General features: G+C 64.8%; 23 protein-coding genes. 14 read left to right on the top strand and 9 right to left on the bottom strand.

Annotated elements, in window-relative coordinates; all coding sequences use genetic code 11:
- Positions 1–4 precede the first annotated feature (4 nt).
- From ACYVHT_RS06180 to ACYVHT_RS06170, 3 genes are all read left to right on the top strand, one after another.
- The gene (locus ACYVHT_RS06180; protein WP_460549043.1) at positions 5–610 is read left to right on the top strand and encodes a 5-formyltetrahydrofolate cyclo-ligase; all 606 of its coding nucleotides are present in this window, start codon (positions 5–7) and stop codon (positions 608–610) included.
- A gap of 156 nt (positions 611–766) precedes the next feature.
- Complete coding sequence (locus ACYVHT_RS06175) at positions 767–1,297, top strand: ExbD/TolR family protein (protein ID WP_460549041.1); 531 nt, start codon at positions 767–769, stop codon at positions 1,295–1,297.
- Positions 1,294–2,145 (top strand): energy transducer TonB, encoded by an 852-nt coding sequence (locus ACYVHT_RS06170; protein ID WP_460549039.1) that lies wholly within the window; start codon positions 1,294–1,296, stop codon positions 2,143–2,145. Before ACYVHT_RS06175 ends, ACYVHT_RS06170 begins: the two co-directional genes overlap by 4 nt.
- A 43-nt stretch (positions 2,146–2,188) precedes the next feature.
- Here ACYVHT_RS06170 and ACYVHT_RS06165 read toward each other — a convergent pair whose 3' ends face one another.
- From ACYVHT_RS06165 to mnmC2, 3 genes are all read right to left on the bottom strand, one after another.
- Positions 2,189–2,773: a GDYXXLXY domain-containing protein gene (locus ACYVHT_RS06165; protein WP_460549037.1), complete on the bottom strand. Its 585-nt coding sequence runs from the start codon at positions 2,771–2,773 to the stop codon at positions 2,189–2,191.
- Position 2,774: 1 nt separating this feature from the next.
- Positions 2,775–4,064, bottom strand: coding sequence for a DUF2157 domain-containing protein (locus tag ACYVHT_RS06160; protein WP_460549035.1), 1,290 nt, complete (start codon positions 4,062–4,064; stop codon positions 2,775–2,777).
- Positions 4,065–4,182: 118 nt separating this feature from the next.
- Positions 4,183–4,887, bottom strand: coding sequence for a tRNA (5-methylaminomethyl-2-thiouridine)(34)-methyltransferase MnmC2 (gene mnmC2 / locus ACYVHT_RS06155; protein ID WP_460549033.1), 705 nt, complete (start codon positions 4,885–4,887; stop codon positions 4,183–4,185).
- A 56-nt stretch (positions 4,888–4,943) separates the two neighbouring features.
- Here mnmC2 and ACYVHT_RS06150 point away from each other — a divergent pair, with 56 nt between their 5' ends.
- Positions 4,944–5,366: a thioesterase family protein gene (locus tag ACYVHT_RS06150; protein WP_460549031.1), complete on the top strand. Its 423-nt coding sequence runs from the start codon at positions 4,944–4,946 to the stop codon at positions 5,364–5,366.
- Positions 5,367–5,407: 41 nt separating this feature from the next.
- Positions 5,408–6,487, top strand: a complete 1,080-nt coding sequence (gene rlmN / locus ACYVHT_RS06145) for a 23S rRNA (adenine(2503)-C(2))-methyltransferase RlmN (protein WP_460549030.1) — start codon at positions 5,408–5,410, stop codon at positions 6,485–6,487.
- Positions 6,488–6,562: 75 nt separating this feature from the next.
- On the opposite strand, the gene ACYVHT_RS06140 is transcribed toward rlmN, so the two are convergent.
- From ACYVHT_RS06140 to ACYVHT_RS06125, 4 genes are all read right to left on the bottom strand, one after another.
- On the bottom strand, positions 6,563–7,300 hold the full coding sequence (locus ACYVHT_RS06140; RefSeq protein WP_460549029.1) for a hypothetical protein: 738 nt from the start codon (positions 7,298–7,300) through the stop codon (positions 6,563–6,565).
- A 108-nt stretch (positions 7,301–7,408) separates the two neighbouring features.
- Entirely contained in the window at positions 7,409–8,431 is a 1,023-nt protein-coding gene (locus tag ACYVHT_RS06135; RefSeq protein WP_460549027.1) for a hypothetical protein, read from the bottom strand.
- Between the two features lie 77 nt (positions 8,432–8,508).
- On the bottom strand, positions 8,509–9,480 hold the full coding sequence (locus ACYVHT_RS06130; protein ID WP_460549025.1) for a YihY/virulence factor BrkB family protein: 972 nt from the start codon (positions 9,478–9,480) through the stop codon (positions 8,509–8,511).
- Positions 9,481–9,630: 150 nt separating this feature from the next.
- On the bottom strand, positions 9,631–10,371 hold the full coding sequence (locus ACYVHT_RS06125; RefSeq protein ID WP_460549023.1) for a DUF3891 family protein: 741 nt from the start codon (positions 10,369–10,371) through the stop codon (positions 9,631–9,633).
- 173 nt (positions 10,372–10,544) lie between these two features.
- Between ACYVHT_RS06125 and ACYVHT_RS06120 the strand changes: the two genes are divergently transcribed.
- The 6 genes from ACYVHT_RS06120 to ACYVHT_RS06095 all read left to right on the top strand — a co-directional run bounded on the left by ACYVHT_RS06120 (position 10,545) and on the right by ACYVHT_RS06095 (position 18,192).
- Complete coding sequence (locus tag ACYVHT_RS06120; RefSeq protein ID WP_460549021.1) at positions 10,545–10,775, top strand: hypothetical protein; 231 nt, start codon at positions 10,545–10,547, stop codon at positions 10,773–10,775.
- A 182-nt stretch (positions 10,776–10,957) separates the two neighbouring features.
- On the top strand, positions 10,958–12,697 hold the full coding sequence (locus ACYVHT_RS06115) for a T9SS type A sorting domain-containing protein (protein ID WP_460549019.1): 1,740 nt from the start codon (positions 10,958–10,960) through the stop codon (positions 12,695–12,697).
- Between the two features lie 39 nt (positions 12,698–12,736).
- The gene (locus tag ACYVHT_RS06110; RefSeq protein WP_460549017.1) at positions 12,737–14,398 is read left to right on the top strand and encodes a T9SS type A sorting domain-containing protein; all 1,662 of its coding nucleotides are present in this window, start codon (positions 12,737–12,739) and stop codon (positions 14,396–14,398) included.
- 101 nt (positions 14,399–14,499) lie between these two features.
- Positions 14,500–15,366, top strand: coding sequence for an alpha/beta fold hydrolase (locus ACYVHT_RS06105; RefSeq protein ID WP_460549015.1), 867 nt, complete (start codon positions 14,500–14,502; stop codon positions 15,364–15,366).
- 143 nt (positions 15,367–15,509) lie between these two features.
- Positions 15,510–16,319, top strand: a complete 810-nt coding sequence (locus ACYVHT_RS06100) for a TerC family protein (RefSeq protein WP_460549013.1) — start codon at positions 15,510–15,512, stop codon at positions 16,317–16,319.
- Between the two features lie 151 nt (positions 16,320–16,470).
- Positions 16,471–18,192, top strand: coding sequence for a T9SS type A sorting domain-containing protein (locus ACYVHT_RS06095; protein WP_460549011.1), 1,722 nt, complete (start codon positions 16,471–16,473; stop codon positions 18,190–18,192).
- Between the two features lie 73 nt (positions 18,193–18,265).
- Here ACYVHT_RS06095 and ACYVHT_RS06090 read toward each other — a convergent pair whose 3' ends face one another.
- A complete protein-coding gene (locus tag ACYVHT_RS06090) occupies positions 18,266–19,246 on the bottom strand; it encodes a Rossmann-fold NAD(P)-binding domain-containing protein (RefSeq protein WP_460549009.1) in 981 nt (326 codons plus the stop codon).
- A gap of 130 nt (positions 19,247–19,376) precedes the next feature.
- On the opposite strand from ACYVHT_RS06090, the gene ACYVHT_RS06085 reads away from it, so the two are divergent.
- The 3 genes from ACYVHT_RS06085 (at position 19,377) to kbl (ending at position 22,228) form a co-directional block, all read left to right on the top strand.
- A complete protein-coding gene (locus tag ACYVHT_RS06085) occupies positions 19,377–19,808 on the top strand; it encodes a BLUF domain-containing protein (RefSeq protein WP_460549007.1) in 432 nt (143 codons plus the stop codon).
- 68 nt (positions 19,809–19,876) lie between these two features.
- Entirely contained in the window at positions 19,877–20,911 is a 1,035-nt protein-coding gene (locus ACYVHT_RS06080; protein ID WP_460549006.1) for a patatin-like phospholipase family protein, read from the top strand.
- Positions 20,912–21,031: 120 nt separating this feature from the next.
- The gene (gene kbl / locus ACYVHT_RS06075) at positions 21,032–22,228 is read left to right on the top strand and encodes a PLP-dependent aspartate aminotransferase family protein (RefSeq protein WP_460549072.1); all 1,197 of its coding nucleotides are present in this window, start codon (positions 21,032–21,034) and stop codon (positions 22,226–22,228) included.
- Positions 22,229–22,293: 65 nt separating this feature from the next.
- Here the strand turns inward: kbl and ACYVHT_RS06070 are convergent.
- The coding region (locus tag ACYVHT_RS06070; protein ID WP_460549005.1) for a beta strand repeat-containing protein at positions 22,294–25,381 on the bottom strand (3,088 nt) is incomplete at its 5' end.

Raw genomic sequence — 25,381 nt, 5'->3', positions numbered from 1 at the left:
AGCCATGTTCTGGACGCCTCCGCTCAAAGCCGACCTGCGCCGCGCCGCCCTGGCCCGCCGCCTGGCGCTGGACCCGGGCGAGGTGGCGCGCCGCAGCGACAAGCTGCGCAAGCACCTGTTCCGGCAGTTTCCGGTGGCGCAGTGGCAGTGGCTGCACCTGTTTCTGCCGCTGCTGAAGCGCAATGAGCCGGACACCTGGAACGTCATTCGCTGGGTGTGGGGCGAGGAGTTGCCCCTGCGCCTGGCCACGCCTGTAGTGCAGCCCGACGGCGAAACCATGAAGCACTACGAGCTGACGCCCGACACGCAGCTCACCCAAAACCGCTGGGGCATCGACGAGCCCGCGCCCGCCCCGGTGACCGCGCCGGAAGTATTCCCGGCCATGCTGGATGCCGTGCTGGTGCCCCTGCTGGCCGTGGACCGCACCGGCCAGCGCGTGGGCTACGGCGGCGGGTTTTATGACCGGTTTCTGGCGCAGTGCCGGCCGGGCACGCAGCTCATCGGCCTCAGCCTGCTGGATGAGGCGCCCGTGCGCGGCATTGCCGACGTGCTGCCGACGGACGTGCCGCTCACGGCCTGCATCACGCCCGGCCGGGTGTGGCGGTTTTAAGGCCGGGCTGATTCTGCTGAGGGCAAGCAGGCAAAACGCTGGAAGGCAGGGTTTGGTATGTGCCTAAAAATTTAAATTTTAGATATAAAATCCTTGCAATAAGGCATTAACCCCTTGCGTTGACCGGGCATCGTTCACCTTTTAAGGCACGGAACCATGGCCGAAATTCAGCAGCAAAACGCCGGCGCGTCGAAGCCCGGCAAGCGACGAGCGAAGAAAATATCGACCCGCATCGACATGACGCCGATGGTGGATTTGGCGTTTTTGCTCCTCACCTTCTTCATGCTCACCACCACGTTTGCCAAGCCCACGGTGATGCAGCTCACCATGCCGGTGAAAGGCCCGGAAACCCATGCGCCGGAATCGAAGGCGCTGACCATCATCCTCGGCAAAGGCCATCGGGTGCACTACTTCAGCGGGCTGAATGCGCCACGGGACAAAACCGTGCCCCGACCGCGGCTGCAAACCACGTCGTTTGCGGCCAGCGGCATCCGGCAGGTGCTGCTGGCGCGCCAGCGACAGCAGCCGGGCCTGGTGGTGCTCATCAAGCCCATGGCCGAGTCGAAATACCAGGACATGGTGGACATTCTGGACGAGATGAACATCACCAACCAGCAGAAGTACGCCCTGGTCAGGATTACGCAGGACGATTTAACCCTCCTTAAAACCCCCACCCTCCCCTTATGATGACCAATGCCCAGCTGGCGACGGCCAGCCTCGACGACATCGTGTTCGATGGTCGCAACCGCCACTACGGAGCCTACCAGCTCCGGGCCCTCTACCAGCGCCACATGACGCGCGCGCTGATTATTGCCACCGCCATGCTGGCCCTGCTGCTGGTGTTTCCGCTGCTGGGCCAGCTGCTGGCCAAGGACGTGGTGACGGTGGTGCCCCCCATCGTCGTGGATGCCAATCCGTCCATTATCGACATGCCGGATGAGCCCGAAGTGCTTCCTCCGCCACCGGCCGCCACCCGGCCGGCGGCACCACCGCCCCAGCCTCCCACGATGCAGGACGTAGTGCCCGTTGTGACGACCGACGACAAAGTGAAACCGGATGACAACAAGGTGCCCAACCAGGACGAGCTTATCGATGCAAAGCCCGGCCTGGTGACGGCAGCCGGCGACCCCGGTGCCGACCCCAATGCCAACCTCGAAGAATTGAAGCCCGGCACCGGGCCGGGCGGCAATGACATCGGCGAAACCGTTACCGAAAAGCCGTACCTCTATGTGGAGCAGATGCCCCAGCTGCCGGGCGGCGGTGGCATGGGTGCTATCGTGGCAGCCATTCAGAAATCGGTAAAATACCCCGGCGAAGCCCTGCGCAACCAGATAGAAGGCAAGGTTTTCGTGAGTTTCGTGGTGAATTCGGTGGGCGAGGTTTCGGATGTGAAAGTGCTGAAACCCCTGGGCTACGGCCTGGATGAAGAGACTATGCGCGCCGTGAAATCCCTGCCCAAATTCATTCCCGGCAAGCAGAACGGCCGGGCCGTGAGCGTGGCCTTCACCGTGCCCATTAGCTTCAAGATTCAATAGCCTCCGGCACTACCGCACCCGTGAGCAAACCCCCAACCCCGCCTTAACGGGCAGGTTTGGGGGTTTCTGCTTTATCGACGCGCACGATGCGGGCCTGCCCCCACGGCGCAATGCTGACGCGCACCCGCAGCGGGTGCAGGCGGCCGGCTTTTTCCTGGCGCAGGCTGCTGCCCTCGGGCACGTAGTAGCGCTCCAGGTTGAAGCGCAGGTTCAGGGAGCTGCGGTACACATCCGTCACCCAGCCGCGCAGCACGGCCTGGCCCGCGCCGGCCGCCGGGGCCTGCGGATACACGCCCACGGCGGTGCTCAGGCTATCGGGGCCGGCAGCCAGCAGCACGAACACCGCCTGCCGACGACGCGGCGCTTCGGGCCCGTGCCACTGCTGCAGGGGCATTGCGCCAATGGCGTAGTGCAGGCGCACGAAGTCGCCGGAAAGCAGGTCCCTGGGGTCGATGGGCGCGGTGGCGAGCTGCACCTGCCTGCCCAGCGCCGTGGTGGCGTAGCCCGCGCCGGCCACGCCCAGCACGTAGAGCACCTGCGCGCCCACCAGCAGGCGCAGCAGCGGCCGACGGCGTTTGGGGTCAGAAAACCAGGTCAGCAAATCATTCACGGCAATGACGGGTTTCAAATTATGAATGATGAGTTGGGGCGGTAGCTTCGGGCTCGCCGGCTGATGGCGCGGCCGGAGTGCCAGCCTGCTGAGCCACCACTGGCGCGGCGGCGGCCAGCACCTGGGCATTGCGGCGGCGCAGGTACCAGCTCAGGCCCAGCAGCAGCACGCCGCCCACCAGGAAAAACAGCGACTTGTCCATAAAGCCCCAGGTGAGCTTGAAATAAGCCACGGCCGTGGCGGCCACAAACAGCACCGCCCCAATGGTGAGCTGGTCGGAGTCCTGCTCGCGGTTGGCGCGGGCCAGCACCGAGCCGGCGTGGGCATACAGCACCACCAGCGTGGCCACCGCCAGCGGCAGCCCGCCCGAGAGGTAAAACCCCGGCAGCAGCAGCAGCCACTCGGGCAGGCTGGCCAGCCGGCCCCGCGCCCGCTTGCCGGCCACCGAAATGGCAAACACCGCCCCCAGCGCCGCCAGGTAGGGCAGCAGCGGCGGCCGCAGGATGTTGGCATAGGCATCGGTTTCGCCAAACGTGGCCAGCCCGAACATAAACAGGTAGGCCGCCACCAGCGGCGGCCCCTGCATGGCCCGGCCGCCGGCCCGGTTGGGCTGCCAGTCGCCGGCGGCGTAGATGGCCATGGCTGGCACAAAAAACCAGGTAATCTTGGCGTGCAGCACAATTATCAGCAGCCCGGCCTGCCAGAGCAGGCCCACGGCCAGCACGGTGGCGCTCACGGCATCGGGCCGCCGCCACCAGTAGTAGCCCAGGCCGCCCACCACCAGCCAGGCCGTGACGTAGCTGAAGATGCCCAGCGACTCGACGCAATACGTCTGCACCGCCGCCCCAATCAGCACCGTGAGCAGCACCAGCAGCCGCGCGCCGTACACGTAGCTCACGGCCACGCCGGCCACCACCCAGGCCAGCAGGCCGCTGGCATCGTAGCCCACCAGCTGGTAGAGCTGGCTGGTGAGAATGATGCTGGCCCCGAACAGCAGCAGCCCCAGCCCGATGAGGCCGTGGCCGAGGTCTTCGTTGCCGCGCCGCAGGAAGAACGCGCCGGCCGCGTAGCTGCCCGTGAGGCTGCCCAGCAGCAGCGCCAGCCGCAGGGCGGTGGGCAGCGCCTGCCAGTTGGCCGCCACCACGCTCAGCGCACTCAGGCCCACCAGGATGCTGCCCAGCAGCGGCAGCAGCCCCAGGGGCTGGGCTTCGGGCGGGTAGCGGGCCAGCAGCTGCTGCCGCTGCGCCTCGCTGATGAGGCCATCGGCGACCCAGCCGGGGCTTTCGGTATCGAGGAATCGGCGAGACAAAGTTTAGGGTATGGGGGTAGGAGGGCGTGAGGGTATGGGTTACTGGCAGGTGCAGCCGGGAGCAAAAGAACAACATTGCCGCCTCACTCCTGCCCTTACGCCCACCTACCCTCCTACCCTACTTTTTCACGGCCCGCGTCATTTCGCGCTTGCCGGGGGGGCCGGGCAGCTTCTCGGTGAGCCAGCCGGCGGCCCGCAGGTTGCGCCGGAACTGGCCCTGGGCGCAGTAGCTCACCAGCACCGCGCCGGGCGCGGCGGCGGCGTAGAGCCGGGCAAAAATGGCTTCGGTCCACAGCTCGGGCTGCTTCTCGGGCGCGAAGGCATCGAAATAAATGAGGTGGTAGTGGGCCGGCGGCAGGGCGGCGGCCTGCAGCGGCTGCGCTATTTTTTGCAGAATGAATCCTGGCGCGAGCTCTACGGGCGCGTTCCAGGCGGCGGCGTGGAGGCGGGCAAACTGTTGGCTTTGGTCCGGGCCCTGCTGGTCCCACTCGGGCTGGAGGGCGGCCACCACCCCGGGGGGCAGCGGTACGGTTTCCAGTCCATCGTATTCGATGAAAACCTTAGTGCCAGCGTCTTGCTTTGCCTGAAGCGTCAGCAAAGCATTCAGCCCCGTGCCCAGGCCCACTTCCAGAATGCGTAGCGGCTGCGCGGCGGTGTGGCCGCCCGCCGCCAGCAGCGGCCGCAGCCCGGCCCCGATGAACACGTGCGCCGATTCCTGCCGCGCCCCGTGGTGCGAGTGGTAGTGCTCGTTGAGCGCGGGCACAAATAGTGTGGCCGAGCCATCGCCAGTCACGCGAACTTCTATCTTTGAATTATTCGACATCTGCTGCTCACTCATCCTTTGTTTCTGCTTAGGCATTCTCCGTGCCACCTCCGCCCATGAACCGTGTAAAAGTAGCCCTCCCCGACGCCTTCCCTTTCAGCACCGAGGCCCCGGTACGCATCACCGACCTCAACTACGGCGGGCACCTCGGCAACGATGCCCTGCTGGGCATTCTGCACGAGGCGCGGGTACAGTTCCTGCAATCGTCGGGCCTGCCCGTGGAGTTCGACCCCGAAACGAAGTTCGGCCTCATCATGGTGGACGTGGCCGTGGAGTTTAAGAACGAGGCCTTCCACGGCGACATCCTGCGCGTGGATATTGCCGCTACCGAGCCCAACAAGTACGGCTTCGACGTGGTGTACCACGTGCACAGCGCCGGCAAAGAAGTGGCCCGCGCCAAAACCGGCATGCTCTGCTTCGACTACAACACCCACAAGCTGCGCCTGCTGCCCGAAGGGCTGGCCGCGCGGCTGGGGTAGCCCCGGGAACCCAACGCCCTGTTGGCTTGTATCTTTGTGCTATGTTACTGGAACTGCCCCTCGCCCCCGTCATTAAAAAGCGTGATATCCGCAAAACTTCGCCCGAAGACCTGAAGGCTTTCATGGTGGAGCACGGCGAGAAGCCCTTCCGCGCCAAGCAGGTGACGGAGTGGCTGTGGAAAAACACCGCCGCCACGTTTGAGGAGATGAACAACATCTCGGTAGCCACCCGCGAGCTGCTCGACCAGCACTTCGTGATAAACGGCGTGACGGTGCAGAACAAGCAGCTCAGCAACGACGGCACCATCAAATCGGCGTTCAAGCTGTATGATGGCAACGTGGTGGAAGGCGTGCTCATCCCGCACGATACGCGCATGACGGCCTGCATCAGCTCGCAGGTGGGCTGCTCGCTGACGTGCAAGTTTTGCGCTACCGGCTACATGGACCGCAAGCGCAACCTCGACGCGGCCGAGATTTACGACCAGGTGGTGCGTATTCGGGAGCAGTGCGAGGCCCAGTACGGCACGCCGCTCACCAACATCGTGTACATGGGCATGGGCGAGCCGCTGCTCAACTACGCCAACGTGGTGGAAAGCGTGCGCCGCATCACCGCCCCCGATGGGCTGAACATGGCCCCGCGCCGCATCACCATCAGCACGGCCGGCATTGCCAAGATGATTAAAAAGCTGGCCGACGACGACGTGAAGGCCAACCTGGCCCTCTCGCTGCACGCCCCCACCGATGCCAAGCGCAACGAAATCATGCCCATCAACGAGGCCAACTCGCTGGCCGCGCTGAAGGAGGCCCTGCAGTACTACCACCAGAAAACCGGCCGCAAAGTCACCTACGAGTACATCGTGTTCGAGAACTTCAACGACGAGCTGGAGGACGCCGCCGAGCTGCTGAAAATTGCCAAGTGGCTGCCCTGCAAGGTCAACCTCATCGAGTACAACCCCATCGAGAACGCCGCCTACCAGAACGCCGAGGCCGACAAAATCACGGCCTTCCACAAGTTCCTGGCCGACCGGGGCGTGCAAACCAACATCCGCCGCTCGCGGGGCAAGGACATTGATGCCGCCTGCGGACAGCTGGCCGTGAAGGAGGAAAAAGCTTCGGCTTAAACACCGGCCTTAAGACAGAAAGCCCGTCGTGCTATTCGCAGCACGACGGGCTTTTGCGTTGACTAAGGCCCGGGGCTAGCGGCGCTTTTTCGTTGCGTCTTCGCCCAGCAGGATGATGTAGGAGGGGCACTGGGTCACCATCAGGCTGGCCAGCTTGACGCCGAAGGCCCGTCGGCTGTCCTTGTTGTTGATTTGCTCCATGGAGTAAATGCTCAGCAGCCCGGGCATGTTCTTCACAATGGCCGTTTGCATGAGCGTGGTCAGCATGTCCATGCGCTCGGCGGGGGTGCGCTGTTTGAGGGGACGGCGGCGGTCCTCCACGGCCATCTGGGCGCAGATGCTGTCGGCAATGGGCTGCAGCACCACTTTCTCATCGGCCGATACCTCGTTGACGCTCTGGCTCTGGCTGCCCAGCTCCTTCTGCGCCGACGACGTGCGAATGAGCAGGGCCATGGAGCCGGGGCAGTCGGCGCTGAGCTGCTTGATGGCCGCCACGCCCAGGTCGCGGCCCAGCTTGTTGTTGCTCATCTTGCGGCGCTTGCCTTCGGTCATCAGGGCGCTGAAGCCTTCGGCGTGCTCGCTCATGCTCGTGAGCATGAGGCGGCGAAACAGGTCGTCGGCCTGCTGGGGCGTGAGCTTGTCGAGGGGTTCCTTCTGGCTGGCTTCCTGAATGCGGGTGCAGAGCGAAGAAGCCATCTGCCGGATAAACCGGTTCTGGCCCGGCAGGGTATCGGCTTCGGCCTGGGCTCGGGCAGACGGGCCGCTCAGCAACAGAACAAACAAAAAGATGGCAGCGGCGGAAAAGTGTTTCATGCGGAAAGTGGGAAACCTGGGAAAGGAAATATGGTGTAGCAAAGTAGTTACGCGGAAACAGCTGCGGGGAAAAAGCCCGTCATGCTGAGCGCAGCCGAAAGCAGCCGCCTATTTTATTTTGCCAAAGCGAATGGTGATTTCGGCAAAGGGAACGGTAGTACCGTTGCTGTACTGATAGCCGGGGCCATAAGCGCCGTTTTCGTTGTAGGAAGCGTGCACGTAGAGCAGGCCCAGGCCGCCGCCAATGCGCGGCCCGGCATAGCGCAGGCCCGCAATGCCGGCAATGAGCGTGGCCGTGCCGTAGTTGTCGCGGTCGCGCAGCACGTAGGTTTCGTTAATCAGCGAGATGCGGCGGCTGACGCGGGTGGCCCCGCCCAGCATCAGCACCGGCGTGCTCGAAAACCCGGTGCGGCCGGCAAAGCCGTAGCCGATGCCGGCGGTCAGGTTGTGGTCGGCGCCGCCGTAGGTGGCGTTGGCGTAGGTGACGCCGCCCGTGCCGCCGCTGGTAAAGAGCAGCATGGCCCCTACCCCGGCCCGCACCTTCTCGGCCACCGGAAAGCTGAGCTTGGGCGTGAGGCCCACAAAATTGTCGCTGCCGGCATCGGGCACGATGCTGACAATGGCCCCCATCGAGAAATTGTCGGTGATGCCGTAGTTCAGGTTTAGGATAAACAGCTCCATGTTTTGCACGTAGCCTTCGCCCTTGCGCAGGTTGCGGGCGGTGGGCCCGAAAAACAGGCGGTTGCCGTTGCCCACGTCGTCGTAGCCGCGCCGGGCCTGCTCGGCGGTGAGCACGACGAGCTGCTTGAGGTTTTGGCGCTGGATGTGCAGCACGCCCAGGTCTTTGGTGGTGAATTCCAGCTCGTCGGCCGTGGCGGCGCTCATCACCCCGATGAAAGTGTTGCCCGATTTCAGCTCGACGCTGTAGGTGGCCCCAATCACTTCGGTGGGGGTGCCGTAGCTGGTAGCCGGTGGGGTGGTGGGCAGCGGGGCCGGGGCACTGCCGGGCGGCGGCGGGGCGGGGGCCGCCGGCAGGCTGTTGAGAACGGGCGGGGCCGTCTGGGCCTGGGCCGTGATGCTGGCCAGCGCCAGCGCCCCACTACAACCGAGCAGGGGTAGAAGTTTTTTCATGGAGAGGAAAATTTCTCCAAATTATGGCTAATTCATGAACTTCCCGCATCAGCCCGCCGGCGGCCGGCGCGGGCCGCCTACTTTTTCCACTTGCCGGTGGAGCGGGGCCGGCCGCTCATGATTTCCTCGGTCGACTCGCCGGGGGCTATTTCCTCCAGGCGCACGCGCACGGCGTGGGCCTTGGGCTGCACCCGCTGGCCGAAGGCATCGGCAAACTCCTGGGTGAACTCGGCCCCGAAAAAGATGATGAGCGAGGAGTAGTTCACCCACAGCAGCAGCACGATGGCCGAGCCCGCCGCCCCAAACGCCGAGCCGGGGTTCGACTTGGCGATGTAGAAGGCAATGAGAAACTTGCCCAGCACGAACAGCAGCGCCGTGATGAAGGCCCCCACCCCCACGTCGCGCCAGCGGATGATGGCATCGGGCAGGAAGCGGTAGATAAGCGCAAAAAGCAGCGTGGTGACGCCCAGCGACAGGCTGAAATCGACCAGCTTGATGGCGATGACGCCCACCTCGGGCAGCTTCTGCTGCAGCCAGCCGGTGAAGGCGCTGAGCACGGCGCTAATCACGAAGGAAATGAGCAGCAGCAGGGCCACGCTCAGAATGAGCCCGAACGAGAGCAGGCGCTGCTTGATGAAGGCCCCGATGCCGATGCCGTTGGTTTTCACCTTCAGGTTCCAGATGTCGTTGATGCTTTCCTGCAGGGTGACGAAGAAGGTGGTGGCCGCAAAAATGAGCGTGGCCACCCCAATGGTGGTGGCCACCGGCCCGCGCTGCTGCACCGTGAACTTGGCAATGCTTTCCTGCAGAAACGCGGCCGACTCCGGCCCCACCAGCCCTTTCAGCTGGCCGTAAATCTGGCCGGTGATGGCCTCGCCCCCGTAGGCCGCGCTGGCCACCGTGATGACGATGAGCAGCAGCGGCGGCAGCGAAAAAATGGTGTAGTAGGAGAGCGCCGCCGCGTGCCGGAAGGAGTTGTTGTTTCCGAACTCGCCGGCCGATGCCTTGAGCACCGCCAGCACATCCGAAAATTTATAGTGAGTGGCCATGAAGCAGAAAAAAGGTCGCTGAAGAAGAAAATGTCTGCTTTTAGTACGGCAGAAAACGTGTGGCGTTGGCATGGGGCGGGACTGCCCCCCGCCCGGCGCCGAACTTCAGCGGCAGCGGCGTCCAACGGCGGGCGGGGGCCCGCCCCGCCCCTACGCCCGCGCCAGGGTCCAGCGCAGGGTTTCGATGGGGGCGGCGCGCAGGGCGGCGGCCAGCGCGGCATCGTCCCGGAACTGCAGCTGGGTGAGCACGCCGGCCTCCACGCTCACCTCAATTTCGGGCTCCCGAAACGGCCAGGGCCGGATGATGACCGGGCCGCCTGCTTCGGGCCGGGCCAGGGTGTGGGTGGTGCCGTCGGGTCCGCGCGAGATTTCCACGGCGCGGCCCATTTCCGGGATTTCGTGGCGGCAGAGGATGAGCGACAGCCGGTCGCACCAGTGCAGCAGGGCGTAGGCCTGGTCGGCCTCGGCCTTGGTGAGGTGCAGGGCGCGGCGCCACTGCCGCTGGCGGGCTTTCAGCTCATCCAGGAAGGCATCGATTTCCTTCGATTGGCCGCGCAGGCCGTCGTAGAGGCAGCTCAGGTGCAGGCTGGTGAGCAGGCTGCGCCAGCGCCCCTGGAAGCGGGCAGCGGCCAGCACGCCGGCGGCCTGCTCCATCGAGAATTCCTGTTGGGTGAAGTTGGCGGGGGCGCCGGCGGCGGTGAGGCCGTGGTGACCGCCGCGCCCGTGCCAGTCGGCCTGCTCGTCGTCGTGCTGGGCAATGGCGGCCAGCAGGCCCACCCAGCGGTGGGGCGGCAGCGTGGGGGCCCAGTGCCAGGCCAGCTGCGCGGCCAGCAGGGCGTGGGCCTGCTGGTAGATGATTTGCCAGCCGGCGGGCGTGGAGTTGACTATCATGGGGCGGGGGCAGTAAGGGCAGGGAACGAGCTTTTAGCAAACCGTCATGCTGAGGGCAGCGCAGCGGAGCCGAAGCATCTCTACCGCAGCAGTAAACGGATTAGTTGCGCAGTAGAGATGCTTCGACTCCGCTGCGCTGCCCTCAGCATGATTTCCGGGGGTGGAGGACCTGCGTGCCGCCCACGCCCCGCGCGGGCCGCACCACCGACCACGCCACCCGCCAGGAAGGCAGTGCCGCCGTCGATGCCGAGGAGTTGAAGGTGTGCCTGGGCCTCTACCGCACCTATACCGGCCTGCTGCACGAGCACTTCGAAAACCCCGAGCTGGCCTACTTTCCCTTCCCCAACACCACCGGCACCCCGGCCGATGGCAACCTGCCCAGCCAGCCCCCGGCAGTCGCCTGATTTGCACTTCATTGGTTAAAAATATTCCTTTTACCGCTCCGGGCTCGGCCGGAGCAGCTCAAGAAGCTCCTTTGGGGGCTCCGGGCTAGATGGGAAGAGTAAAAGGGGCTCCTTTGGAACGCACAAGGAAGGAAGCGAGGCATTATTCTTGCAACCTCTCCTGCTTCAACCTTTCCCGTAAAATGATGAAAATCTTTACTCTCGGCTTACGCCGCCTGCTATTGCTATTACTGCTGCCGCAGGTGGCTTGGGCGCAACCCACCTGGCAATGGGCCAGCCAAGGCCAAGGCACCAGTCCTACCAACGGCTCATCGAGGGTGATGGCTACTGCTATCGATGGAGTGGGCAATACTGTGGTGGCCGGCGTTTTCAATGGCACGCTCACGTTGGGGTCAACCACGCTGGTTTCAGCATCAAACCGGCTGCCGATTTTTGAGTATAACATCTTTGTAGCGCGTCTAAGCCCGACAGGCCAGTGGCTGCAAGCCGTTCGAGCGGGCGGCTCAACCGATACGCAAGTGAATAGCATTGCTATAGATGCAGCGGGGAATGCTGTAGTCATGGGTAGCTTTGGCCACGCGGGTACCAGTGGCACTTCAGGTGCAGACACCACTGTTTTTGGAAACATTACGCTTGTTAGCACCAGCCGACATTCCCAATATGTTGCACGCCTGAACGCTGCGGGCATTTGGACGCAAGCAGTGAGTTTTAATGGCTCCAATATCACCGCAGATGATGTTAGACCGGGCCAAATGGTCATTGATGCCAATAACAATGCCGTGGTGGCGGGGAATTTTACCGGCACTCTCACTTTGGGTAGCACCACGCTCACCAGCGCACCGGCCGGTGACATCTTCGTAGCCCGGCTCAGCCCAACCGGCCAGTGGGTGCAGGCGGTGCAGGCCGCCGATGCCGCCACCACCGGCTCGGCCTCCGTGAATGCCGCAACGCTCGATGCCGGAGGCAATCTGATTATAGCCGGTTCGTACCAAAACACTTTTCACTTTGGCGCTACGCCTCCGCTGACCAACACCACCGCGTTCCGCAACATTTTTGTGGCCCGCCTGAGCCCCACCGGGCAATGGTTCCAGGCCGTTCGGGCTGGTGGCAACTTTGTTAATCAAGCCGGCTGTGTAGCTACAGACGGCGCTGGCAATGTGATAGTGGGCGGCTACATTAATGGAACGACAAACTTTGGCAACACCACCCTGACCACCCCAACAGGCAAGCCGGACATATTCGTCGCCTGGCTAAATGCGGCCGGAACCTGGACCCAAGCCGTGCAAGCCGGAGGCCCTGGTGAAGATTACATCGGCGCGCTGGCCGTTGATGCTGCAGGGAATGTAGTAACGACAGGATTGTTTGGCCTGGTATCCAGCACCACTATCGGTGGGGGACAGCCGGCCAGCTTTGGCTCAACAGTGCTCACCAATGCAGGCTTTATCGACATTTTCGTGGCTCAATTGAATCCGGCTGGGCAATGGACATGGGCACTGTCAGCAGGCGGAACATCCGGGGATAGTGGCATTGCCATGGCCTTGTCGCTCAATGGCGCCATAACCGTAGCTGGGAATTTCAGTAGTGCAGCGAGCTTCTCTCCCTTCACGCTCAGTACGCCCGGCAATACTAGTACGGCCTTCGTGGCCCGCCTCAGCAGTTCCTCACTGGCCACCCGCGCCGCCACGCCCGCCGAAGTCTTCACCCTGGCCCCCAACCCCACCACCACCCAGGTGCACCTGAGCTGGCCCGCCGCCAGCGCCGCCGCCCGCCCCGTGCAGGTGCTCGACGGCCTGGGCCGCCAGGTGCGCCAGCTGGAACTGCCCGCCCGCGCTACCGCCGCCGCGCTTGATGTGCAGGGCCTGGCCCCTGGCCTCTACCTCGTGCGCTGCGGCGCGGCCGTGGGCCGGCTGGTGGTCGAATAAGGCTCATGTATCTTTGGCTAAATCAATTTCTACCCAATGATGAAAGCCACTACTCCGCGCCTGTGGGCCCTTCTGCTACTGCTGTTGCTGGCCGGACCGGCGTGGGCCCAGCCGACGTGGCAGTGGGCAAGCGGCCTAACCCCGACGGCCACAACCGTCACCTCAAGCGTGAATGCCACGGCGGTGGATGCGGTCGGCAATGTAGTAGTCACCGGCTATTTTAAGGGTAGCCTCACGCTGGGCAGCTTCGCGCTGACCAGTGCCGGGGGCCGGGATATTTTCGTGGCCCGGCTCAGTCCGGCGGGTGTGTGGCTTCAAGCCGTTCAGGCCGGCGGCACTACCGATGATGAGGCGTTTGCCGTGGCACTCGATGCCAGCGGCAACGCCACCGTAGCGGGCAGCTTCACCAGCCCCACCATCGGCTTTGCCACCACAACCCTGGCCAATGCGGGGGGCAGCGACATCTTCGTGGCCCGGCTGAGCACGGCGGGCACTTGGACGCAGGCGGTGCGGGCGGGTTCGCCGGCCGGGGAAGGGGCACTTGCCCTGGCAGTCGATGCCGGGGGCAATGCCGTGTTAGCAGGAAACTTCAACGGTGCAAGTGCGACGTTTGGGCCCCTCACGGTGGCTAGCGTAGGTGGAAGGGACATTTACGTAGCCCGGCTGAGCGTAGCTGGCATCTGGACGCAGGTGGTGCAGGCGGGCAGCAGCGGCGATGAATTTGTGAAAGGCCTTGCGGTGGACAATACAGGTACGGTAACCATTTGCGGGGTCTTTTTTGGCACAATGGGGTTTGGGTCCCTCTCCGTGACAAGTGCAGGCGACCAGGACCTCTTTGTGGCGCGCCTAAACAGTGCCGGGGTTTGGACGCAGGCTGTGCAGGCAGGCGGCACCAGCTACGACCAGGCCAATGCCGTGGCGGTAGATGCCGCCGGCAATGCCGTCGTGGTGGGGATAACCGGCAGCAATACGCCCACCTTCGGCACCATCCAGCTGCCAGGCCCTCCGAATTTCCCCGAACCAATAAGGAAGAAGCTGTTTGCGGCCCGTCTCAGTGCGGCCGGCACCTGGACACAAGCTGTCCAGGCTGGCAGTACTGACCAGGCAACGGCCACGGCGGTGCGGCTGGCCAGCGGCACCGGGGATGCCATCGTTACTGGTTTTTTCAGCGGCTACATCACGCTGGGCACGCAACTCATGAGCGTTGGCATCTCCGATGTGTTCGTGGTGCGCCTGGAGGCGGCCGGCACCTGGGCACAGGCCGTTCGGGCCGGCGGACCAGAGGAAGATTATGCGCAGGCACTGGCTATTGACGGAGGAGGCAATGCGATAGTAGCGGGCGAATTTGACCGCACCGCTACCTTCGGCGCTACGACGCTCACGGCCACCAACACCACCAACCAAGCAGTTTTCGTGGCCCGCCTCACCGGCCTTGCCACCCCCACCACCACCCGCGCCGCCATGCCCGCCGAAGCCTTCACCCTGGCCCCCAACCCCACCACCACCCAGGTGCGCCTGGGCTGGCCCGAAGCCGCCGCCACGGCCCGCCCCGTGCAGGTGCTCGACGGCCTGGGCCGCCAGGTGCGCCAGCTGGAGCTGCCCGCCCGCGCTACCGCCGCCGCGCTTGATGTGCAGGGCCTAGCCCCCGGCCTCTACCTCGTGCGCTGCGGCGCGGCCGTGGGCCGGCTCGTGGTGGAGTAGCGCGAATTTTGTAGTTCGCATGCCCCGCGCCGTTAAAGCCGTTCGCGCCGTTCGGATATCGTTCTGCCACGCGAACTACAAAGTTCGCGCTACTTTCGGCCATGCCCACGCCCCTCACCATTTCGCTGCCCGATGGCCGCCGGCTGGGCCTGACGCGCTACGGCAACCCCGCGCACCGGGCGGTGGTGTTTCACCACGGCTTTGGCTCCTCGGGGCTGGAATTGCCGGGCGATGAAGCTTTGCTGGCCCGCCTGCAGCTCCAGATTCTGGCGCCCGACCGGCCGGGCGTAGGGCAGTCCAGCGTGTTTCGGCCGCTCACGTTTCCTTCGTTTGCCGATGACGTGGTGGCCATGCTCGATGCGCTGGGCATTGCCGGGCCGGTGGGCGTGATGGGCTGGTCGGTGGGCGGGGTGCACGCGCTGGCGCTGGCGGCGCGGCACCCGGCGCGGGTGGCGGCCGGGCAGCTGCTCAGCACCTGCCTGCCGCTGGGCGAGCGCGCCGCCTATCGCCACCTCTCGTGGCTGTGGAAGGGGCTGCTGTGGGGCCAGCTGGGCTTTCCGTGGCTGAACCGGACCACGTTTCTCTGGCTCAGCCGGCAGTGGCAGCGTCGCCCCGACCGCACCATTGCCTGGTTTATCCGCCTCATGCGTTCCGAGGAAGCCCGCGTCACGGCCCGCTACCGGGCGCTGCTGCGCGATGCGGCGGTGCAGGGCTTTGCCCACCACGGCCGGGGCGTGTATGACGATGCCCAGGCCTGGTGCCGCCCGCCGGGCTTCCGCATCGAAGACGTGCAGTGCCCCATGCGCCTCTGGCACGGCGCGGCCGATGGCGTGTGGGCCCCGGGCAATATCCCTTACCTGGCCCGGCGGCTGGGCGGCGCGCCGGTGCGGCTGCTGCTGGCCCAGGGCCACATGCTGTACCTCGAAAACTGGCCGGCTATTCTGGAAGAGATGGCCGGGCTGCTGTAGCGCAAACTTTCAGCCCGCGTCCCCGCGCCGTCCGAACTAATTGCCGGTGTGCCGTTCTTTGGTTTATCAATACCCCTCCAACCGGCGCGGAGCCGCGAACTACAAAGTTCGCGCTACAGCTCGGCTAGCCTAGCGTTCCCCTCTTGAACAACTACCTCCAACAAATCCTCGACAACCCGCTGGCCGCGCTGGCCATCGTCGGCAATCTGGTCATCATCGAAAGCCTGCTCTCCGTCGACAATGCCGCCGTGCTGGCCACCATGGTGGGCGACCTGCCCCGCGAGCAGCGCCAGAAGGCCCTGCGCTACGGCATTTTCGGGGCTTATATTTTCCGGGGGCTGTGCATTGTGTTTGCCTCCTACCTCATCCGGTTCTGGTTTCTGAAGCCGCTGGGCGGGCTCTACCTGCTCTACCTGGTGTACGACCATTTCCGACCCACCCCCAAAACCGACGACGACGACGGCGAAGCCATCGACAAGGAGAAAAGCTGGGTGTATAAGCGCACGCTGGGCCTGTTCGGGAAGTTCTGGGCCACCGTGGCCCTCATTGAGCTGATGGACCTGGCCTTCAGCATCGACAACGTGTTTGCCGTGGTGGCCTTCACCGACAACCTGCTGCTGATTTGCGTGGGCGTGTTTATCGGCATTCTGGCCATGCGGCTGGTGGCGCAGGCCTTCGTGCTGCTCATGGGCAAGTACCCGTTTCTGGAAACGGCCGCCTTCGTGGTCATTGCCCTGCTGGGGCTGAAGCTGATGCTCTCGCTGCTGAGCCACTTCCTGCCCGGCCACCCCCTCAGCGTAGCGCTGGAAAGCGAGGCCGCCGACGTGGCCCTGACCGTGCTCACGGTGGCCTGCTTCCTGGTGCCGTGGGCCACGTCGCTGCTCTTCAACGTGCCGCAGCGGCCGGCCGGCAACCGCGCCGCCGAGGCCCGGCGGGCCGAGGATGGGCACTAAGGATTGCCTTGCTATTTGTGGGCGGTTTGCCTGAAAATATTCCGCCTCGGCAACGCAACCACGGGGCCAGGGTCGCGGTCAGCCATCCAATGGCATGCACTGCCGCCGGCTGGCGGGGGCGATGCGTGCCGCTACCTGCTTTCCACTGTCCATGAAAAAACTTACGCACTGCCTACGGGCTCTTTCCTGGCTGGGCCTGGTGGCCGCGCCCGGCGTCGTTCACGCGCAGGCCCAAACCTGGCAATGGGCCACCGCGCCCACGGCCATCGTCGACCCCGGCGGCGCCCCCAATGCATTGGGCGGCTCCGGCGTGTCGGCCATCGCGCTCGATGCCACCGGCAACACCGTGGTGGCCGGGTCGTTCTACGGCAGCATCACGCTGGGCAGCACCACCCTTACTAGTGCCGGCAACACCGACATTTTCGTGGCCAAGATGAGCCCCACCGGCGAGTGGCTGCAGGCCGTGCGGGCCGGCGGGCCGGGCGAAGACGTCGTCATGGCCCTCAAGCTGGATGCCGCCGGCAATGCTGTGCTGGCGGGCCGCTTTGGCCGCATTGCCACGGTGGGCACGGCCACGTTTGGCAGCACCACCCTCACCGTGGCGGGCAGCAACGGCAATTCCGATGGGTTTGTCGCCCGGCTCAGCCCCGGTGGGCAGTGGCTCCAGGCAGTGCAGGTGGGCGGCACGGGCTCCGACCAGATATCGGCCATGGACCTCGATGGGGCCGGCAACGCCGTGGTGGTGGGCAATTTTACGGGCAGCGTGGCACTAGGCGCCACCACCTACAGCGCGCCCACCGGCGCCACCCACCTGTTCGTAGCCAAGCTGAACCTCGGCACCGGCACCTGGACCGCTCTGAACCAGGGCAGCAGCTTGTTTGCGGTCCAGCCCGGTGCGCTGGTCCTCGATGCGGCCGGCAACGCCGTTGTGGCGGGCCGCTACAGCGGCAGCATCACCCTGGGCGGCACCACGCTGACGCCAACGCGGAGCGAAGGCACTTTTGTGGCGCGCCTGAGCGCCGGCGGCCAGTGGACCCAGGCTGTGCAGCCCGGCCAGTCGCCCGGCAGCTTCGCGCCGCCTTCGGTCATCAACTCGCTGGTGGTCGATGCCGCGGGCACCGTCACGATGGTGGGCACGCTCATCGAAAGCGCCACGTTTGGCAGCACCACCCTCACCAGTGCCGGCACCTACGATGTGTTCGTGGCGAAGCTCAACGCCGCCGGCCAGTGGACGCAGGCCGTGCGCGCCGGCGGTCCCGTCAACGACATCCCCGGCTCCATTGCCCTCGATGCGGCGGGCAATGCCGTTATCACCGGGCTTTTCGGGCCGTATGGCTCCTACACCCAGCTGACGGCTACGTTCGGCAACATCACCCTTACCAGCGCGGGCACCTACGATGCCTTTGTGGCCACCCTTAGCCCCAGCGGGCAGTGGCTGCAAGCCGTGCGCGCCGGCGGCACGGGCAGCGACGTTGCCGGACCGCTGGCCATCGATGCAGCCGGCAATATCACGGTAGGCGGCAGCTGCACAGGCCCGGCCGCCTTCGGCAGCACCACCCTTGCCAGCACCAGCAGCTACGGCATGGCCTTCGTGGCCCGGCTCAGTAGCCAGGCGCTGGCCGCGCACACTGCTGCGCCAGCCGAGCCGTTCTCGCTGGCGCCCAACCCCGCCACCGGTACCGTGCATCTCACCTGGCCCGAAACCAGCAGTGCCGCGCGCCCGGTACAGGTGTTCGACGCGCTGGGCCGCGAAGTGCGCCGCCAGCAACTACCGGCCCGAACCACCGAGGCTACACTCGACGTGGCCGGCCTGGCCCCGGGCCTCTACATGGTGCGCTGCGGCGCAGCCGCCAGCCGCCTGCAGGTTGATTGAATTAAGAGTCAGGAGTTGAAAAGGCCCGTCTGGATGTCCAAGCGGGCCTTTTTTAATTCTCAACCTCTAACTATTAGCTTTTCAAATGCGCCAGCATGTCGGCCGTCATCTTATCGAGGTCGAAATCGGGCTGCCAGCCCCAGTCCTGCCGGGCTTTGGAATCGTCGATGCTGGCGGGCCAGGAGTTGGCAATCTGCTGGCGGCCGTCGGGCTTGTAGCTCACCTGGAAGTCTGGCACATGCTTCTGAATACTGGCCGTGATTTCGGCCGGTGAGAAGCTCATCGCGCCCAGGTTGTAGCTGGTCCGCACCTTGATTTGCTCGGCCGGCGCGTGCATCAGTTCTAGGGTGGCCTTCAGGGCGTCGGGCATGTACATCATCGGCAGGTAGGTGTCTTCTTCGAGGAAGCACTCGTAGTTTTCGCCGGCCACGGCCTTGTGGTAGATGTCCACGGCGTAGTCGGTGGTGCCGCCGCCGGGCAGGCTCTTGTAGCCGATGAGGCCGGGGTAGCGCAGGCTGCGCACGTCCAGCCCGTGCTTGCGGTGGTACCACTCGCACCACTGCTCGCCGGCCAGCTTGCTGATGCCGTACACCGTGTTGGGGTTCATGATGGTGACCTGCGGCGTGTGGTCGCGCGGGGTATCGGGCCCGAACACGGCAATGGAGCTGGGCCAGTACACCTGGGCCACGCCGTGGGCCACGGCCGCTTCGAGCACAATGAGCAGGCCGTCCATGTTCAATTGCCAGCCGAAGAGCGGGTTTTTCTCGGCCGTGGCCGAAAGCAGCGCCGCTAGGTGATAAATCTGCCTGGGCCGGTACTGGCGGATGAGCTTGTCGAGGCGGGTGCGGTCGAGCACATCCAGCAGCTCGAAGGGGCCGCCGGCCAGCATGTTGGGGTCTTTGGGGGGGCGCACGTCGGCGGCTACTACCAGGTGGGGCTCGTAGCGCTGGCGCAGCGCGGCCACCAGCTCCAGCCCGAGCTGGCCGCAGGCGCCAATGACCAGCACGGAGCCGGGTAAAACAGAGGTATCGGGGTCGCCGGAAGTGGGAGTCATGCGGGGGCGGGGAATAAAAATGAGGATGGGAGCGTTGCAAAGATACCGTCTCTGCTAAAGCCTAAGCGGCCTGCACTACGTACTTGCATTTCCACACTGCCCAGGCGCCTCCCCCGAAGCGCTCCTTTCTATGCCTGAAAACAATCTTTATTCGCTGATTTACCGTAGCCAGGCCTCCCGGGCCGTGCACGAAGTCACCCTTACTTCGCTGGTGCGCAAAGCCCGCCAGCACAACGCGCAGATTCAGCTTACCGGCCTGCTGCTCTTTGCCAAAGGCCAGTTTCTGCAGCTGCTGGAAGGCCCCGAGCCCGCCTTGAGCGACCTGTTTGCCGTCATCAACGACGACCCGCGCCACTACGACGTGCGGACGCTGGCCTACGGGCCCATCGAAAAACGGTCGTTTCCGCGCCTGCCCATGGCTTATGCGCCCGTGGATACCGCTTTTATAGAAAAAGCGGCCCGCTGCCTGCCCGTCACCACCGTGGGCCTCACGCCCGCGCCCTGCGAAGAGGTGCACGAATTGCTGCGCTCCTTCGCCCACGGCCACGCCCAGGTGCACTGACCAAGCCTCGCGGTATCTTTGGGCCCATGAGTGCCCGGTTGGCTGCCATATTTGTTGGATTAAGCTGGTTGCTGACCGGCCCGCTGCTGCGCGCCCAAACCCCGGCCCTCTCCCCCTACCGCAACCTGGTGATGGAAGGCGGTGGCATCCGCGGCATTGCCTACGGCGGCGCCCTGCTCGAGCTGGAGCAGCGCGGCGTGCTGCGCGAGATTCGGCGGGTGGGCGGCACCTCGGCGGGGGCCATTCAGGCGGCGCTGCTGGCGGTGGGCTACTCGGCCCAGGAAATCATCGACGTGGTGAATGCCACGCCCGTGCAGCGGCTGAACGACGGCCGGTTCATTTTTTTCGGGGGCACGCACCGGCTCATCACGCAGTACGGCTGGTACCGGGGCGATGAGTTCAGCACCTACCTCGGCGAGCTGGTGGCCCGCAAAACCCAGCGCCCCAACCTCACGCTGGCCGAGCTGCACGCGCTGGCCCAAAAGGAGCCCACGCGCTTCCGCGACCTCTACACCACCGGCACCAACCTCACGCTGCAGCGCGTGCAGGTGTTCAGCTACGAAACCACCCCCACCATGCGTGTGGCCGACGCCGTGCGCATCAGCATGAGCATTCCGCTCTACTTCCGGGCCGTGCTGCTCGATGCCGAAAACAAGGTGATAACCGGCACGCCCGCCCCCGGCCAGCCCGTGCAGGTGCTCGTGGATGGCGGCCTGCTGGCCAACTACCCCATCGACCTGTTCGATTACCCGCGCTACCTGCCCGCCGGCTTCACCGGCCCGCCCGATGCCCGCGGCCATGTCTTCAACCCCGAAACCCTGGGCCTGCGCCTCGACCGCGCCGAGCAGATTCCGCTGGATGGCGCACCCGCCGGCCGCCGGCAGCTCGCGCCCTACGACATCACCGATTTCAACACCTACATGGGCGCGCTCTACACCGTGGCCCTCGAAAACCTCAACCCCGTGCAGCCGGGCGACTGGCAGCGCACCATCAGCATCGACTTCCTGAACTTCAGCCCCAAAATCAAGCGCATCTCGGCCGCTCAGAAGCAGCAGCTGATGGACAGCGGGCGCAAGGGCGCGCAGGCGTTTTTTAAAAAATGAGGAATGAAGAATGAGGAATGAAAAATTGGCAAACGCCCTGAGCTGCGCCCGTTTCTTCTTGCTCGTCTCCTTTTCCTCATGGACAATTCTTCATTCCTCATTCCTCATTCTTCATTAAAAATGTACGCCACCCTCCAGCCCGACCTCACCCAGCAGCTTCAGGAAATCAAAGACGCCGGCCTTTTCAAGAAGGAGCGCATCATCACTTCGCCCCAGGGCGCGGAGATTGAAACCAACGAAGCCGGCGAAGTGCTGAACTTCTGCGCCAACAACTACCTGGGCCTGAGCTCGCACCCCGAGGTGATTAAAGCCGCCAAGGAAACCATCGACTCGCACGGCTACGGCATGTCGTCGGTGCGCTTCATCTGCGGCACGCAGGACATTCACAAGGAGCTGGAGGCCAAACTGGCCGAGTTTCTGGGCACCGAGGACACCATTCTCTACGCCGCCGCCTTCGACGCCAACGGCGGGGTGTTCGAGCCGCTGTTCAACGAGCAGGACGCCATTATTTCGGATGCCCTGAACCACGCCAGCATCATCGACGGCGTGCGGCTGTGCAAGGCCCAGCGCTACCGCTACGCTCACAACGACATGGCCGACCTCGAAAAGCAGCTCCAGGATGCCGTGGCCAAGGGCACCCGCCACCGCATCATCGTGACGGATGGCTCGTTCTCGATGGACGGCACCATCGCGCAGCTCGACAAAATCTGCGACCTGGCCGACCAGTACCAGGCCCTCGTGATGATAGACGAGTGCCACTCGATGGGCTTCCTGGGCAAAACCGGCCGGGGCACCCACGAATACCGCAACGTGCTGGGCCGCGTCGACATCATCACCGGTACGCTGGGCAAGGCGCTGGGCGGGGCCATGGGCGGCTTCACTTCGGGCCGCAAGGAAATCATCGACATGCTGCGCCAGCGCAGCCGGCCGTATCTGTTCTCGAACACGCTGGCCCCGGCCATCGTGGGTGCTTCGCTCCGCGTGCTGGAGCTGCTGACGGAAAGCACCCAGCTGCGCGACCAGCTCGAAGAAAACACCAAGTATTTCCGCGAAAAGATGACCGCCGCGGGTTTCGACATCACGCCCGGCGAGCACCCCATCGTGCCCGTCATGCTCTACGACGCCAAGCTGGCCCAGGAGTTTGCCGCCAAAATGCTCGACGAAGGCATTTACGTGGTGGGCTTCTACTACCCCGTGGTGCCGCAGGGCAAGGCCCGCATCCGGGTGCAGCTGAGCGCGGCGCACACCCGCGAACATCTGGACAAGGCCATTGCGGCCTTCACCAAAGTGGGCCGGGAGCTGGCCGTGCTGAAGTAAGCCAGACCACACAAAAAAAGCCCCGCTGGCAATGCCAGCGGGGCTTTTTTTGTGAACCGAGGAGGCTACTCGCGCACCACGCGCTGGGTGAGCACGCCCTCCGAGGTCTGCACCCGGAAGGTGTACACGCCTGCCGCCAGCTGGCGCAGGTCCAGCGCCGCCATGCCGGCCGCTACGGTACCCGTGTGCACCACCTGGCCCAGCGAGTTGAGCACCGTCAGCTGCGAAGCCTTGGCTTTGGCACCCGTCAGCTCCATCGTCAGGCGGCCGTCGGCCGTCGGGTTAGGATACACTCGCAGGCTCACGCCATTGAGCGAAGCCACGGCCGTGCCCGTCACCAGTACCGGGGTGGAGGGAGCCGACGAGCAGCCGCCGGGCACCGACAACACCACGGTGTAGGAGCCGTTCAGCGGGGCGTTGGGCAGCGTTACGGAGAAGTTCGTGCTGGCTGCCCCTACGGACTGACCACCCACGAAGAACTGATACAGCACGCCGGCCACCGGGTTGGTGCTCAGCTGCACGCCGCCGCCGGGCAGGGCAAAAGCCGTGAGCGTAGGCGTGGGCACGCCGGGGCTGATGGTTACCGTCGTAGTGGCTGTTGTGCCGTTGCACACGCCCGTGGTCGTCACCGTGTTGGTGATGGTGTAGGTACCCGTGCTGATTTGCGTGCCCAGGGCAATGGCGCCCGTCACGGGGTCGAGGCGCAGGCCCGTGCCCGTGGTCGAGAACGTGCCGGCCACCGCACCCGTTGCCAGCACCGGCAATACCGTGGCGCCGCCGGTGCAAAGAATCGCCGAAGGATAGCTGAAGGCCGCGTTGGGCGGCGTTACCAGCGTGAGCACGACGCGGCCCGTCGACGTGCACGGAGCACTTGGGCCGGTGGGCGTGAGTGTGATGGTTACCGTACCGGCGGCCACATCGGCGGCCGAAGGCGTGTAGGTGGCGTTCAGCGTGTTGGCATTGGGCGAGAAGGTGCCCGTGCCGCTGGTGGTGTACGTAGCGCCCGTGGCCGTGCCGGCAATGGTGCCCGCCAGCTGGTAAGGCGTCTGGCCGCAGCTGGTGAATACCGATACCGGCAGCGAGGCTACCAGGCCCGGCGTCACGTTCACCACGATGGGCGTGCGGGTACCGGCGCACTCGGCGCCAATCTGCCAGTTATAGAAGAAGTAGTAGTAACCGGCGAGTGTGCCATCGGTGATGCTTACCAAGCCGCTGGGCGAAGTATAGGGGAAAGCCGTCGCCGGGGTCGATGACCCACCCGAGAAGTCACGGATGAGGCTGGGAGTAGCAGCACTCAGATAGAGCGTGTACTGGCCGGCGGCCGGCACAGAGATGTTGAGGGTGAGCACGGTGGGCGAAACGACAGCGGAAGTATTCGCCGGAACCGGCACCGTTACGGTTGATAGCGGCGTGCCGGTGGTAGAGCTGCCCGGGAGCAGCTGAATCGTAGCCGTACCAGCCGCCGCGTTGGCTGAGCGATACACCGTCACGTTGGTGATGGTGGTGGCGCCAGTTGCCGTGAAATACAGGCCGCCGATGGTATTGGTACCGTCGGCACCGGTCGTAGTTGCCTTGCCTACATTCTCCTGGCTACCCACGAATGCCTCGGCGTACAACGTCGTGTTGGTGAGCAGTACCGGCGATACCACGGACGGACCCGTGCCGATGGCCGTGCCGCCCGTGGCGGTGGTGAAGTAGCGCACATTCACGCCCGTGGCCGTGGTAGCGGTGAGGGTTACGGTGCCACCGGCGCAGGTAGAGAGCGGCGAAGGAGCCGTGAGTACCTGTGGGTTGGTTACCGTCACGGTGGCCACGTTGCTGAAGACCTCGCGGCCGTTGCAGCTCACCTTGGCCCGGAAGTAGGTAGTGGCCGCAAGGTTGCTTGTGGTGAAAGCCGCCGAAGTAGCGCCGGCCACATCCGTAAAGGTGCCCGTAGCGCTGCTGCTGCTCTGGTACTGTATCTGGCCATTGGCCGAGCCGGCGAGGGTCAGCGATACCGGGTTGCTGGAGCACACGCTCATGGTAGTGGGCGAAATCGCGCCGGCAATCGGGGCAGCCACCGTGCGGGTGGGCACCGGGTTCAGCGCGTTGTTGGTCGTGTTGGCATCGCCCACGGCGGTGGCCGTCACGGCGAAGGAGTAGGTACCGAGGGCCGTCATGTTCAGCGTGCCGGGCAGGGCCACGTTCAGCGTGGCATTGCTGGCCAGCGTGCCCGTGCTCACCGTGGCGGTGAAGGTCTGGGCCGCGCCGGTGGGCGGGGTCACCACCACCGTTACGGTGGCGGCGTTGGTGGCGAAGTTCAGGGTAGTCGTGCCGCTGTTGCGAATCTGCACCGTCAGCGGCTCGGCCGCGCCATAGCAGGAGGCGTTAGCCGCCGGGCCCAGCAGGGCCACAGCCGATACGTCGGTGGCTACGGGTGTGAACTCGTACGCGCCCAGGTCGGGAGCCGCGCCACGGGTGATGCCCAGGATGTCATCGGTCACGCGGGTGAGCGGCGTACCCACGTTGTTGAGGGCCACGTTGGCAGGCATCAGGTTGCCGGTAGCCGGGGCCACGAACAGCGGGTCGGCCGAGATGCTGTTCTGGTCGAAGGCGTTGCTGTTGGCCGCCTGCCAGTTGGCCAGCGTGGTGTAAGCCGTGGTGTAGTAGCCCACGCTGCCGGTGGGCACGTACAGGTCGTTGTAGTTGCTGGTCGGCGCGTTGGTCACGTAGTACAGGCCATACTTGGTGCCCGTGCCCGTGCGCGTGATGCTCACCACGTTGTTACGGATGTCGGCGCTAACGCCCGAGCTGTAGATGCCGTAGGTCGTCGAAGTCGTCGTGCTCGTCTGGTCGATAGAGCTGAGGGTGTTGTTATAAATCTGGCTGAACGCCGAGCTGCCGCTGTAAATCAGGTACTGCAGGCCGTTGCCGTTCATGTTGTAGAACACGTTGTTGACCACGTCCACCGTGGCCGTCGCCGTCGGGGTCGTGCCGTTGCTCAGGTAAATGCCGTAGGCCGAGTTGGTCGTGCTCAGGCTGCCCGTGAACGGGTCGTGAATCTTGTTCTTCTCCAGCGCCAGCCCCCGCGAGGAGAAGCTGTAGAGGCCGTAGAACGTGCTGCCGTTGGTGCGCAGCGGCCGCGACACGTCGTTGCCGACGAACTGCGCCCCG

The sequence above is a fragment of the Hymenobacter daeguensis genome (genome assembly GCF_054780555.1).
Note: the sequence above shows the minus strand (reverse complement) of the source record. Positions and strands in the feature narration are given on the sequence as shown.

What these genes read in the sequence shown, in the direction of transcription:
- ACYVHT_RS06180 (WP_460549043.1), top strand. Translation starts at nt 5, where the DNA reads ATGTTCTGGACGCCTCCGCTCAAAGCCGACCTGCGCCGCGCCGCCCTG.
- ACYVHT_RS06175 (WP_460549041.1), top strand. Translation starts at nt 767, where the DNA reads ATGGCCGAAATTCAGCAGCAAAACGCCGGCGCGTCGAAGCCCGGCAAG.
- ACYVHT_RS06170 (WP_460549039.1), top strand. Translation starts at nt 1,294, where the DNA reads ATGATGACCAATGCCCAGCTGGCGACGGCCAGCCTCGACGACATCGTG.
- mnmC2 (WP_460549033.1), bottom strand. Translation starts at nt 4,887, where the DNA reads ATGTCGAATAATTCAAAGATAGAAGTTCGCGTGACTGGCGATGGCTCG.
- ACYVHT_RS06150 (WP_460549031.1), top strand. Translation starts at nt 4,944, where the DNA reads ATGAACCGTGTAAAAGTAGCCCTCCCCGACGCCTTCCCTTTCAGCACC.
- rlmN (WP_460549030.1), top strand. Translation starts at nt 5,408, where the DNA reads ATGTTACTGGAACTGCCCCTCGCCCCCGTCATTAAAAAGCGTGATATC.
- ACYVHT_RS06140 (WP_460549029.1), bottom strand. Translation starts at nt 7,300, where the DNA reads ATGAAACACTTTTCCGCCGCTGCCATCTTTTTGTTTGTTCTGTTGCTG.
- ACYVHT_RS06135 (WP_460549027.1), bottom strand. Translation starts at nt 8,431, where the DNA reads ATGAAAAAACTTCTACCCCTGCTCGGTTGTAGTGGGGCGCTGGCGCTG.
- ACYVHT_RS06130 (WP_460549025.1), bottom strand. Translation starts at nt 9,480, where the DNA reads ATGGCCACTCACTATAAATTTTCGGATGTGCTGGCGGTGCTCAAGGCA.
- ACYVHT_RS06125 (WP_460549023.1), bottom strand. Translation starts at nt 10,371, where the DNA reads ATGATAGTCAACTCCACGCCCGCCGGCTGGCAAATCATCTACCAGCAG.
- ACYVHT_RS06115 (WP_460549019.1), top strand. Translation starts at nt 10,958, where the DNA reads ATGATGAAAATCTTTACTCTCGGCTTACGCCGCCTGCTATTGCTATTA.
- ACYVHT_RS06110 (WP_460549017.1), top strand. Translation starts at nt 12,737, where the DNA reads ATGAAAGCCACTACTCCGCGCCTGTGGGCCCTTCTGCTACTGCTGTTG.
- ACYVHT_RS06105 (WP_460549015.1), top strand. Translation starts at nt 14,500, where the DNA reads ATGCCCACGCCCCTCACCATTTCGCTGCCCGATGGCCGCCGGCTGGGC.
- ACYVHT_RS06095 (WP_460549011.1), top strand. Translation starts at nt 16,471, where the DNA reads ATGAAAAAACTTACGCACTGCCTACGGGCTCTTTCCTGGCTGGGCCTG.
- ACYVHT_RS06090 (WP_460549009.1), bottom strand. Translation starts at nt 19,246, where the DNA reads ATGACTCCCACTTCCGGCGACCCCGATACCTCTGTTTTACCCGGCTCC.
- ACYVHT_RS06085 (WP_460549007.1), top strand. Translation starts at nt 19,377, where the DNA reads ATGCCTGAAAACAATCTTTATTCGCTGATTTACCGTAGCCAGGCCTCC.
- kbl (WP_460549072.1), top strand. Translation starts at nt 21,032, where the DNA reads ATGTACGCCACCCTCCAGCCCGACCTCACCCAGCAGCTTCAGGAAATC.